Genomic DNA, 10,430 nt, shown 5'->3' with positions numbered 1-10,430 from the left:
GCACAGTTCCTGATAAGTCATGAGACTGGGAAAAAGCCGATATCACCCCGCAGAAGGTTAGTAAAAAAGCAAAAATGCGTTTCAATATTGTTGGTTTAGACAACAAAAAAAGCTTATAAATCCTTAAAAAACTGACAATGAAACTATAACATTTCGTTAAAACCGTTTAAAGACTACTTTTTTTGGTTTAAAAACTCGATACTTTTTTGATTAAGTAATTCTAAAAATTCCATTTCCTTACCGTAATTAAGTAAGGTAAAATCGAAATTATCTTTTTCCACAAATTGAATAAATTCTTGAGTACGATGCTCCGGAATATTAAAATTATCCTTTAAAAATTGAGCTCCAAAATAAGGTTTTATAGATTCGATAGGTACTTCTGGAACACCTGCTTTCTTTTTATCTGAGACATTAGATCGGAATAATGGCAGTAATAATTGATCGACTACATTCACAATATTTAAACCGTTTATCATACGCTGTTGCTGATAATTCTGACCTAAATTTTCAACTTTTGTTTTGTTGTCTGGCTTAAACTCATGATCCATGTTGTGCTTCACACCAAAATACAAGGCATCTAATTTCGGATTAAAGGGTGCGGCCGATTCTAAATCTACAGCTAAATTTCCCGTAAGGCCGTCTTCAGTCACCACAACTTCATCAAGTTTGTTAATCTCTTCAATTAAAAAGAGCTTCATACGCTTTGATTTTAGGATCGCTTCATTTACTTCAAAGCTTATATTTTGATACTGAAGTGCACTTACTTCTACCACATCATGCAAAGCGACTTGCATTGTAAATTCACCATCATCGTTCGTTATGGTACCAACCTCTGACGTTTTATTAATTACGGTAATACCAGAAATATCACTGCCTTCTACAATAATTTTCCCCAAAACCTCAACTCTATTTACGTTTTGAGAAACTGCTTGGAGTGAACACAAAATCGTTATAAAAAGTACTATTTTTTTCATATCATTATTTTGTATGAAGGTACCATTTTTTGGGTAAAATCTTAAACTAAAAATATTTAAAGTTTTATTAAAAACCATTTTTAAGTACTTTTATCAACAAATAAAAATGCTATGAAAAACATCATTATAGCCAGTACTTCTACGGTACATGGTTTGGGTTATTTAGAATATATATTAGAGGAACTAAACCTTTTTTTTAAAGAGGTAAAAAACATTGTTTTTATTCCTTACGCCAGACCAGGAGGCATCTCACATGACGCTTATACCGATCATGCCAAACAAGCGTTTAAAAAAATTAATATTGACGTTAAAGGCCTACATGAGTTTGAAAATCCTATTGATGCCATTACCCAGGCTGAAGGGGTTTTTGTTGGTGGTGGTAACACCTTTGTTTTAACCAATCAACTTTATAAAAACAACCTGATAGAGCCGTTGCAACATGTTGTGAAAAACGGAACGCCTTATCTGGGCACCAGTGCAGGAAGTAATATTTGCGGACTTACCATTAAAACCACTAATGATATGCCTATAGTTTATCCCCCAAGTTTTAATGCTTTGGGTTTTGTTCCTTTTAATATTAATCCGCATTACTTAGATCCAGATCCTACCAGTAAACATATGGGGGAAACACGTGAAACTCGTATTAAAGAATTTCATCATTACAACACACCACCGGTTGTTGGGTTAAGAGAAGGCAGTTGGTTGCATGTTCAAGGCGATTCAATTGTGTTAAAAGGAAGTTTGGATGCTAGAATCTTTGAATATGATAAAGCGCCTTATGAAATTCCATCGGGAACTGAATTGAATGTGTTGAAGTGATAGGCTGTATGCTATATGCGATAGGCTTTAAGCACAAAGCATATAGCTTAACGCATTTAAAAATTTTGCACAAAAAAAAAAGCCTCATCGTTTTGATGAAGCTTTTTGAGCGAGAGACCGGGTTCACTTCGGCTGCGCTCAGCATAAACTTCTCACCCTTATCTTTAGAAAGATTTAAATTTTACACAAAAAAAAAAAAGCCTCATCGTTATGATGAAGCTTTTGAGCGAGAGACCGGGTTCGAACCGGCGACATTCAGCTTGGAAGGCTGACGCTCTACCAACTGAGCTACTCTCGCCTTTAATTCCGGGGGCAAATATAGATAAACCTTTAGATATCTTCCAAGAAAAATTTACAACTTTTTCAAAAAATGATAACCCAAAATCTTAAACCCTTGATTATAATAGAACTTATGTGACGCATAATTATTCACATAGGTATTTAATTCGATAGATTCGTAACCTTTTTCACGTACATATTGATAAATCCAGCTAAAAAACTGATGCCCTAATCCGTTTCCACGATAAGCTTCCTCAATAAAAACATGGTCAGGCTCCACACTCCTCCCCGAATAATGCCGTGTACAAAACCACAAGCCACAAACTCCTATAAGTTCATCTTCATTAAAAACACCAGCACACTCGTAATTTTGAGAAAACATTTCAGTGATACGTGTTCGAAGTAAATCTTCTGAAATTTTATCTGCATTTAATTTTTTTACCAAGGGCACTATCTGTTTAATATAGTCTTGGTCTAAAATTTTAAAAGTGTATGCCATGTTCTTTCCTTTTTCTAATAAAATAAAACCTGTTTATTTACCTTTGTTTTTATTCGCAAAAATATCAAATCTCGTATGAATCCATCCGAATTTCAGATAAAACAAATCAGTGCTCAGGAAACTTACAAAGTACGCTTGCCCGTTTTAAGGCCAGGCAAACCTGCTGATTCTTGTGTTTTTGATGGAGACACTTTGAAGTCAACCATTCATTTTGGCATTTATTTACATGACGACATCATTGGTATTTGTTCCTTTTTTAAAAACAGCCATCCTCATATAGTAGATAATCAGCAGTATCAGCTTCGGGGCATGGCTGTACTAGAAGCTTATCAAGGGATGGGCATAGGGAACAGCGTGTTACAATTTGGTGAAGCCTACCTAAAGTCTAAAAATATTAAAACCATTTGGTGCAATGCTCGTGAAGTGGCTATACGCTTTTATGAAAAATGCGGATATCAAATTTTCGGCGAACCGTTTGATATTCCAGATATTGGCACCCATTTTACCATGCAGAAATCATTGTAAAATGAGGCATAAAAAAACGCCCTGAATACAAGACGTTTTTTAGACTAACTAACTCGAAATAATTATAAAATAGCAATTATTTTTTTCTTTTTTTCGATTCTAAATGATCATCGATCACAGCTTTCGTATCGTGCGCACCATGTAATTCGGCATACTCTGCAGCAGTTTTACCTTTATCACATTTGGTTTTTAAATTGGCTCCATTATCAATTAATAACTGAAGAATGTCTACGCGATTATATTTAGCTGCATACATGGCTGGTGTTAACCCATGAGATTTAGCATTGACATCGGCACCTCTTTCGATTAATTTTTGTACGGTTTCATAATCGCCTTTAGCAATAGAAACACAAAAAGAGTTCACTTTAAAATACGCTTCTACACTATTATTTTTTAGTGTTAATGGTTCTGTTGTTGCATGAGCACCCATGATTGAAAAGGATAATGCAATAGCTGAAATAATGATTGATTTTTTCATGATGAAAGATTTTAAGTTTGATTAAAATGATTAACGTTTTTTGATATACTAAAGAGACGACAAAATTTTCAAAATGTTACACCTAAAATTATTAATAACACATTTTTAACGTTTGATTCGCAAGAACTTAACAAAAAACAACTGTGAGTTAACAATTACGAAACACCTTAATTCACAAGACTTTTCACGCGTTACTATAGATCTTATTTTAACAAACTTCCTTATCTTTGTTACGTTTTAAAATTTATAAAAAATGAACAAAAAAGTTATCTTAATGATCCTTGATGGATGGGGAAATTCTCCAGATCCAAAAGTTTCTGCAATCGACCATGCCAACATTCCATTTATTGATTCTTTATATACAAAATTTCCATATGCCACTTTACGTACCGATGGTTTACACGTTGGTTTACCTGAAGGCCAAATGGGTAATAGTGAAGTAGGACACATGAATTTAGGTGCTGGCCGCATTGTATATCAAGATTTAGTAAAAGTTAATTTAGCTGTTGAAAACAAAACACTAAACAACGAAAAGGTATTAGTTGATGCTTTTAAATATGCTAAAGAACAAAATAAAGATGTTCATTTTTTAGGTTTATTAAGTGATGGCGGTGTGCATTCACACATCAACCACTTATTAGGTTTAGTAGATGCTGCCAATGATTTTGGTGTACCAAATGCTTATGTTCATGGTTTTACTGACGGACGTGATGTAGACCCTAAATCTGGAGCTGGATTTGTTAAGCAATTACAGTCTCATATTGAAGGAACAAACACAAAAATCGCAACCATTTCAGGCCGTTACTACGCCATGGATAGAGATAAACGTTGGGAACGTGTTAAAGTAGTTTACGATGGTTTAGTAAAAGGTGAAGGTGAAAAATCTACTGATATCGCTGCTAGTATTGAAGCTAATTACGCGAATGATATTACCGATGAATTCATCAAACCTATCATCGCTGTTGATGCTAACAATGAACCTATCACAAAAATAAAAGATGGGGATGTGATTGTCTTTTTCAACTTTAGAACCGATAGAGGTCGTGAGTTAACCGAAGTGTTATCTCAAGCAGACTTCCCAGAGTTCGACATGAAAAAGTTAGATTTACACTATGTGACGCTTACAAATTACAACGACACATATAAAAATGTGAACGTTATTTTCAATAAAGAGAATTTAACCGAAACTTTAGGTGAAGTTTTAGAAAAACATAACAAAAAGCAAATTAGAATTGCTGAAACAGAAAAATATCCACACGTAACCTTCTTTTTCTCTGGAGGAAGAGAAAAAGAGTTTGAAGGTGAAAGCCGTATTTTAAGAAACTCTCCAAAAGTGGCAACTTACGACTTAAAACCTGAAATGAGCGCTTACGAACTTCGTGATGCATTAGTGCCAGAACTAGAAAAAGGTGATGTTGATTTTGTATGCTTAAACTTTGCTAATGGTGATATGGTAGGTCATACAGGGGTTATGGAAGCTGCCATTAAAGCTTGTGAAGCGGTAGATGACTGTGTGAAATCTGTAATCACGACAGCTTTAGAAAATGATTATACAACCATCGTAATTGCCGATCATGGTAACTGTGAAACAATGATTAACCCAGATGGCTCTCCAAATACAGCGCACACCACGAACCCAGTTCCTGTGATTTTAGTGGATAATGAATTAAAAGAAATTAAGGATGGAATTTTAGGCGATGTTGCTCCTACTATATTAAAACTCATGGGAGTACCTCAACCTGAAGCCATGACTAGACATGCTTTAGTATAACCATTTATTAGATATTAAATCTATAAAATAAAACCCCACTTTATGTGGGGTTTTTAATTCTTATAAGTCCATAACCCTTTAGCCTTCTTATCCTTAAAAATTATTGTATTTTTGCCGTAAACCCTTGCTTAACTTAATTTATGACATTTAGTAACCAATTAATTATCGCTGTCGATTTTGACGGCACCATTGTTGAAGACGCTTACCCTAAAATTGGAAAACCCATGATTTTCGCTTTTGAAACCTTAAAAAAGCTTCAAGAGGATGGTCACCGCCTTATCCTATGGACTTACCGTTGCGGATCAAAATTAGATGATGCCGTTAAATTTTGCGAAGACAAAGGTATTACCTTTTATGCCGTAAACAATAGTTTTCCTGAAGAAGAATACGACAACTCGGTAAGCCGAAAAATTAATGCTGATTTATTCATAGACGATAGAAATGTAGGAGGCTTTTTAGGCTGGGGAGAAATTTATCAAAAACTCACCAATACAGAAGCGCCTATTCCTGAAAAGAAAAAAGGCTTTTTCGGATTATTCGGCTAACATTAGTATCGTGTTAATTCAAAATACGATTTGTCTATAGCTTCTCTATGATTGTGATGAGCCATATACACTAAAGCTTTTACGCGCTTCCTTTATTGTTTTTCCAAACAGATTGGCTACACCGTATTCGGTAACTACTTCATGTACAAATACGGATAAAACCATCCGTGATTTTGTTTCATAGTTGAATTTGCGAATTCTACCTGCTCAACGTCATGGATGATTACATGGCTTCTTGAAAACTCAAAATTACCCCGTTTTTAAATCAAAAAAACTGTCAAAAGTCAGCAATTACTAATAATAATGTAAAAACTGAATCACTAAAATTAAGTACCTTTGCATTCCTATATTTAGAATTATGATTATTGTTAAAACAAGAGAAGAGATTGAATTAATGCGCGAGAGTGCCTTAATCGTATCTAAAACCTTAGGTGAAATTGCTAAAGCACTTAAACCTGGAGTAACGACACTACAATTAGATAAGTTAGCTGAAGAACATATTAGAGACCACGGTGCCATTCCTGGATTCTTGGGCTTATATGACTTCCCTAACACACTTTGTATGAGTCCGAACTCACAAGTTGTCCACGGAATTCCTAATGGCGACCCTTTAAAGGAAGGTGATATTATCTCTATCGATTGTGGTGCTTTAAAGAATGGTTTTTATGGCGATCATGCCTATACGTTTGCTGTTGGCGAAATCGACCCTGAAACCGAGAAACTTCTTCAAGTGACTAAAGAATCTTTATATGTAGGTATTAGAGAATTTAAAGCTAACAACCGTGTTGGTGATGTTGGTTTTGCTATCCAAAAATATTGTGAAGATCATGGTTATGGCGTGGTGCGCGAGTTGGTTGGTCATGGCTTAGGACGTACTATGCATGAGGATCCAGAGATGCCAAATTATGGTAAACGCGGACGCGGAAAAAAATTCGTTGACGGCATGGTGGTGGCTATCGAACCTATGATAAACCTAGGAACACAGCGTATAAAACAACATCGTGATGGCTGGACTATTACAACTTTAGATAACAAACCTTCGGCGCATTTCGAGCATGATGTTGCGCTTATTGATGGTAAGCCAGAATTGCTTTCTACTTTTGCTTACATTTATGAGGCTTTAGGGATTAAGAGCAATGAAGAGGATGAGTTTCGTCGTGAGGCTTTAGTGCTTTAAGTTTTCAGACACAGATTTCACAGATTTTCACAGATTACTAACTCTGCTCTTAAACCTGACAAACTAGCTATGTACAATTTCCCGTACCAAGAGGATACTTACAAAATCATTGGAGCATGTATGGCTGTTCATAGAGAATTAGGAAAAGGATTCAACGAAATCGTATATGGCGATGCTCTTGAGATTGAATTAACAGATAACAATATTAATTTTACAAGAGAAAAACAATTTAACATTGTATATAAAGGCAATTTATTACCACATAAATATCAAGCAGATTTTATTATTGAGGACAAAATAATTCTAGAAATAAAAGCTATTAGCAGTTTAACCGATTCACACACCAAGCAAACACTTAATTATTTAGCTGCATCAAAGTTAAAATTAGGTCTTCTTATAAATTTCGGAGAAGACAGCTTAAAATACAAACGCGTAATACTTTAAAAAAATCTGTGAAAATCTGTGAAATCTGTGTCTAATAAAACTTTCAAATTAATCCTAAACACCATCCCAAGGCCACTATTAATTAGGTTAAGCTATGTTGTACGACCTATTTTAGCAACCTATCTAAAAGGTTCAACATACACCGATCCTATAGATGGAAAAAGCTTTAAATCCTTTCTTCCTTATGGCTACGGAAATCAACGAAGTAATGTACTGTCACCTTCTACCCTATCATTAGAAAGACACCGCCTTCTTTGGTCATACCTTAAAAACGAAACATCCTTCTTTTCTGCCCCATTAAAAGTATTACACTTTGCGCCAGAGCAAGCTTTTTATAAGCGCTTTAGACAAATGAAAAACTTGGATTATGTCACTACGGATCTAAATTCTCCTCTTGCCGACATTAAAGCAGATATTTGCAATCTACCGTTCGAAGACGAATCTTTTGACATGATACTTTGCAATCATGTTTTAGAACATATCCCCAATGACACGAAAGCCATGCAAGAGCTTTATAGAATTTTGAGAAAAGGCGGCATGGGTGTTTTACAAATTCCGCAAGATTTGAACCGGGAAAAAACCTTTGAAGACGATTCGATTACTGATAAAAAAGAACGCGCAGAAATATTTGGACAATACGACCATGTACGTGTTTATGGCCGTGATTATTTTGATAAGCTCCGAGACATAGGTTTTACAGTTGAAGAAGTAGACTATACTGCGAACCTTTCGGAAGACCTCATTGATCGCTATTGTTTAGCCCAGGGTGAAATTATCCCTGTTGTTAGAAAGTAAGCTGCCATATAAAACACCTTTAGTAGTTTTTAGTAGTTACTTTTTTTGGTCCTTAAGCATCTTCAAGTACATGTTTTCTACTTTCGTTCTTGCCCATGGGGTACGGCGTAAAAACTTTAAACTGGATTTCACAGAAGGGTTATCATTAAAACATTTTATTTTAATGGTATACCCCATATACTCCCAACCATAATGTGCCACGAGATCATTAATGATTTGCTCTAACTTTACGCCATGTAAGGGATTATTTGGTTGTGATTCCAAGAACGAGATTTTTTATTTTTATTGCCTTTTCAAAATGATCAAGCTTATGAGTTTGAATCCACCAGGTAGCAGCCTCCATTAACAACTCAGGATTATCGTTTTTATTTTTAAAAAAAGCATAAAACGAGATACCAACTTGATCACCTTTAGCGGCAATTTTCTTATCGCAAACTTCTAAAATTTTATGTTTTAAAATGGTATTCATAATGTATGATTACCTCCCTTCGTTACTTCTTCTTGGGCGTCTGGATTTATTATTTCTTCCAGAATTTCTTCGAGAACCCTCTCCAGATCCTCCAGAATTATTCGGTTTATTTGATTTACTTTTTTGAGGTCTTCGGTTTTGTCTACCCTGACCTGGTTTTACAGGTACCGTTGATGCATTAGGATCAGGCTCGAAACCTTCAACGATTTCTACAGGAAGCTTTAACTCAATAAGTTTTTCAATATCACGTAAAAACGTGGTTTCATCGGCACTTACTAAAGAAATAGCTTCACCTTTGGCTCCTGCTCTTCCTGTTCTACCAATGCGGTGTACATAATCTTCAGAAACATTAGGTAACTCAAAGTTAATCACGTGTGGTAACAACGGAATATCAAGTCCTCTAGCAGCAATATCAGTCGCCACTAAAACACGAACACGACCCGATTTAAAACCAGATAAGGCCTTTGTTCTCGCACCCTGACTTTTATTCCCGTGAATGGCAGCTGCTGTAATACCAGCTTTATCCATTTTTTCACTCAGTTTATTCGCCCCATGTTTTGTTCTGGTAAAAACAAGTACCTGTTTCCAATTACCATCGTTAATTAATTTAATAATCAACCCTGTTTTTAACCCTTTGGCAACGCGATATACCTTTTGTGAAATCGCTTCAACCGTCGTGTTTTCTGGAGTCGCTTCAACCTGTACTGGCTGATTTAAAATACCATGAGCAAGTTTTTTAATCTCCTTAGAAAACGTTGCCGAAAACATCAAATTCTGACGTTTCTCTGGCATACTTTTAATCACTTTTTCAATATCTCTTAAAAAGCCCATATCCAACATACGGTCGGCTTCATCTAAAACAAAAATTTCTACGCGTTTTAGAGATAATAAACCTTGATTTTGTAAATCTAGTAAACGCCCTGGAGTGGCTACTAAAATATCAACTCCCTGACGAATAGTTGCCGCTTGAGGTTTTTGGTTAACACCTCCAAAAATAACAGCACTTCGTAAATTTAAAAACTCACTATACTCTCTAACATTCGCATAAACTTGCGCTGCTAACTCTCGTGTTGGCGTTAAAATTAAAGCTCGAATGGGCTTGTATTTTTCCTTCGGATTTTCAGAAAGCAAATGTAAAAGTGGTAAAGTAAACCCCGCGGTTTTTCCTGTTCCTGTTTGTGCCGATGCTAAAACATCATATCCCTCTAATACGGGTGGAATGGCTTTTTCTTGAATTGGAGATGGTTTTGTGTATCCTTTTTTGCTAATTGCTTTTAGCAGGGCTTCAGACAGTCCCAAAGATTGAAATGACATATAACGTATTTATGAAGCACACATACAAAATTATAGTCTACTTCTTTAAGTGGGCAAAGGTACAGCTAATTTTATCAAAGTGGTGTAAATACTTGTTCTTCCGTAAAAAAATGTTATATTAAACCAAACACCCGAACTCCAAATCTGTTCGGAAACAATTCCGCGAAAGCGATAAAAAAATCATTAAAACTATGGGAAAAGGCGATAAAAAAACGAAAAGAGGCAAAATTCACAGAGGTACTTTTGGAGTGAGACGCCCAAGAATAAAAAAGAAACCTTCTGTTGAGAGTAAAATTAATATTGGAAACAAAGCGCAACCCAAATAGGCTGCGCTTTATTTT

Annotated in this window: 15 protein-coding genes and 1 tRNA gene; 8 read left to right on the top strand and 8 right to left on the bottom strand. The window is 35.4% G+C overall.

Features of this window, described 5'->3' with window-relative positions; translation table 11 throughout:
- Positions 1-173: 173 nt before the first annotated feature.
- On the bottom strand, positions 174-974 hold the full coding sequence (locus A6I66_RS11945) for a carboxypeptidase-like regulatory domain-containing protein (protein WP_067149608.1): 801 nt from the start codon (positions 972-974) through the stop codon (positions 174-176).
- 111 nt (positions 975-1,085) lie between these two features.
- On the opposite strand from A6I66_RS11945, the gene pepE reads away from it, so the two are divergent.
- Positions 1,086-1,793, top strand: a complete 708-nt coding sequence (pepE, locus tag A6I66_RS11940; RefSeq protein ID WP_067149602.1) for a dipeptidase PepE — start codon at positions 1,086-1,088, stop codon at positions 1,791-1,793.
- A 225-nt stretch (positions 1,794-2,018) separates the two neighbouring features.
- Here pepE and A6I66_RS11935 read toward each other — a convergent pair.
- Both A6I66_RS11935 and A6I66_RS11930 read right to left on the bottom strand, forming a co-directional pair.
- Positions 2,019-2,091 (bottom strand) — tRNA-Gly (locus A6I66_RS11935).
- A gap of 54 nt (positions 2,092-2,145) precedes the next feature.
- Entirely contained in the window at positions 2,146-2,571 is a 426-nt protein-coding gene (locus A6I66_RS11930) for a GNAT family N-acetyltransferase (protein ID WP_067149601.1), read from the bottom strand.
- A 75-nt stretch (positions 2,572-2,646) separates the two neighbouring features.
- Between A6I66_RS11930 and A6I66_RS11925 the strand changes: the two genes are divergently transcribed.
- Positions 2,647-3,096 (top strand): GNAT family N-acetyltransferase, encoded by a 450-nt coding sequence (locus tag A6I66_RS11925; protein WP_067149600.1) that lies wholly within the window; start codon positions 2,647-2,649, stop codon positions 3,094-3,096.
- Between the two features lie 76 nt (positions 3,097-3,172).
- Here the strand turns inward: A6I66_RS11925 and A6I66_RS11920 are convergent, their stop codons facing one another.
- Entirely contained in the window at positions 3,173-3,574 is a 402-nt protein-coding gene (locus A6I66_RS11920) for an ankyrin repeat domain-containing protein (protein WP_067149599.1), read from the bottom strand.
- A gap of 253 nt (positions 3,575-3,827) precedes the next feature.
- Here A6I66_RS11920 and gpmI point away from each other — a divergent pair, with 253 nt between their 5' ends.
- Together gpmI and A6I66_RS11910 are read left to right on the top strand one after the other, a co-directional pair.
- Entirely contained in the window at positions 3,828-5,345 is a 1,518-nt protein-coding gene (gpmI, locus tag A6I66_RS11915) for a 2,3-bisphosphoglycerate-independent phosphoglycerate mutase (RefSeq protein ID WP_067149593.1), read from the top strand.
- 140 nt (positions 5,346-5,485) lie between these two features.
- Complete coding sequence (locus tag A6I66_RS11910; protein ID WP_067149590.1) at positions 5,486-5,890, top strand: BT0820 family HAD-type phosphatase; 405 nt, start codon at positions 5,486-5,488, stop codon at positions 5,888-5,890.
- Between the two features lie 45 nt (positions 5,891-5,935).
- On the opposite strand, the gene A6I66_RS17110 is transcribed toward A6I66_RS11910, so the two are convergent.
- Positions 5,936-6,055 (bottom strand): hypothetical protein, encoded by a 120-nt coding sequence (locus tag A6I66_RS17110; protein WP_394331376.1) that lies wholly within the window; start codon positions 6,053-6,055, stop codon positions 5,936-5,938.
- Between the two features lie 193 nt (positions 6,056-6,248).
- Here A6I66_RS17110 and map point away from each other — a divergent pair, with 193 nt between their 5' ends.
- The 3 genes from map to A6I66_RS11895 all read left to right on the top strand — a co-directional run bounded on the left by map (position 6,249) and on the right by A6I66_RS11895 (position 8,306).
- Complete coding sequence (map, locus tag A6I66_RS11905; protein WP_067149588.1) at positions 6,249-7,067, top strand: type I methionyl aminopeptidase; 819 nt, start codon at positions 6,249-6,251, stop codon at positions 7,065-7,067.
- 69 nt (positions 7,068-7,136) lie between these two features.
- On the top strand, positions 7,137-7,511 hold the full coding sequence (locus A6I66_RS11900) for a GxxExxY protein (RefSeq protein ID WP_067149586.1): 375 nt from the start codon (positions 7,137-7,139) through the stop codon (positions 7,509-7,511).
- Between the two features lie 27 nt (positions 7,512-7,538).
- The gene (locus A6I66_RS11895) at positions 7,539-8,306 is read left to right on the top strand and encodes a class I SAM-dependent methyltransferase (protein ID WP_067149607.1); all 768 of its coding nucleotides are present in this window, start codon (positions 7,539-7,541) and stop codon (positions 8,304-8,306) included.
- Between the two features lie 36 nt (positions 8,307-8,342).
- Here the strand turns inward: A6I66_RS11895 and A6I66_RS11890 are convergent, their stop codons facing one another.
- The 3 genes from A6I66_RS11890 to A6I66_RS11880 are packed head-to-tail and all read right to left on the bottom strand — an operon-like array spanning position 8,343 to position 10,089.
- Complete coding sequence (locus A6I66_RS11890; protein ID WP_067149584.1) at positions 8,343-8,570, bottom strand: VF530 family protein; 228 nt, start codon at positions 8,568-8,570, stop codon at positions 8,343-8,345.
- Positions 8,551-8,775: a DUF6500 family protein gene (locus A6I66_RS11885; protein WP_067149582.1), complete on the bottom strand. Its 225-nt coding sequence runs from the start codon at positions 8,773-8,775 to the stop codon at positions 8,551-8,553. Before A6I66_RS11885 ends, A6I66_RS11890 begins: the two co-directional genes overlap by 20 nt.
- 9 nt (positions 8,776-8,784) lie before the next feature.
- Positions 8,785-10,089, bottom strand: a complete 1,305-nt coding sequence (locus A6I66_RS11880; protein ID WP_067149580.1) for a DEAD/DEAH box helicase — start codon at positions 10,087-10,089, stop codon at positions 8,785-8,787.
- A gap of 191 nt (positions 10,090-10,280) precedes the next feature.
- Between A6I66_RS11880 and A6I66_RS11875 the strand changes: the two genes are divergently transcribed.
- Positions 10,281-10,415, top strand: a complete 135-nt coding sequence (locus A6I66_RS11875; RefSeq protein WP_067149578.1) for a 30S ribosomal protein THX — start codon at positions 10,281-10,283, stop codon at positions 10,413-10,415.
- Positions 10,416-10,430: the final 15 nt, after the last annotated feature.

The sequence above is a fragment of the Pseudotamlana agarivorans genome, assembly GCF_001642835.1.
In the GTDB taxonomy this organism is placed as follows: Bacteria; Bacteroidota; Bacteroidia; order Flavobacteriales; family Flavobacteriaceae; genus Pseudotamlana; species Pseudotamlana agarivorans.
The sequence above is the reverse complement of the archived record's forward strand: the minus strand, read 5'-3'. Positions and strand labels throughout refer to the sequence as shown.

Bases quoted from the DNA above. Each gene is read 5' to 3' on its own strand.
- A6I66_RS11945 (WP_067149608.1), bottom strand. From the start codon at position 974: ATGAAAAAAATAGTACTTTTTATAACGATTTTGTGTTCACTCCAAGCA.
- pepE (WP_067149602.1), top strand. From the start codon at position 1,086: ATGAAAAACATCATTATAGCCAGTACTTCTACGGTACATGGTTTGGGT.
- A6I66_RS11930 (WP_067149601.1), bottom strand. From the start codon at position 2,571: ATGGCATACACTTTTAAAATTTTAGACCAAGACTATATTAAACAGATA.
- A6I66_RS11925 (WP_067149600.1), top strand. From the start codon at position 2,647: ATGAATCCATCCGAATTTCAGATAAAACAAATCAGTGCTCAGGAAACT.
- A6I66_RS11920 (WP_067149599.1), bottom strand. From the start codon at position 3,574: ATGAAAAAATCAATCATTATTTCAGCTATTGCATTATCCTTTTCAATC.
- gpmI (WP_067149593.1), top strand. From the start codon at position 3,828: ATGAACAAAAAAGTTATCTTAATGATCCTTGATGGATGGGGAAATTCT.
- A6I66_RS11910 (WP_067149590.1), top strand. From the start codon at position 5,486: ATGACATTTAGTAACCAATTAATTATCGCTGTCGATTTTGACGGCACC.
- A6I66_RS17110 (WP_394331376.1), bottom strand. From the start codon at position 6,055: ATGGTTTTATCCGTATTTGTACATGAAGTAGTTACCGAATACGGTGTA.
- map (WP_067149588.1), top strand. From the start codon at position 6,249: ATGATTATTGTTAAAACAAGAGAAGAGATTGAATTAATGCGCGAGAGT.
- A6I66_RS11900 (WP_067149586.1), top strand. From the start codon at position 7,137: ATGTACAATTTCCCGTACCAAGAGGATACTTACAAAATCATTGGAGCA.
- A6I66_RS11885 (WP_067149582.1), bottom strand. From the start codon at position 8,775: ATGAATACCATTTTAAAACATAAAATTTTAGAAGTTTGCGATAAGAAA.
- A6I66_RS11880 (WP_067149580.1), bottom strand. From the start codon at position 10,089: ATGTCATTTCAATCTTTGGGACTGTCTGAAGCCCTGCTAAAAGCAATT.
- A6I66_RS11875 (WP_067149578.1), top strand. From the start codon at position 10,281: ATGGGAAAAGGCGATAAAAAAACGAAAAGAGGCAAAATTCACAGAGGT.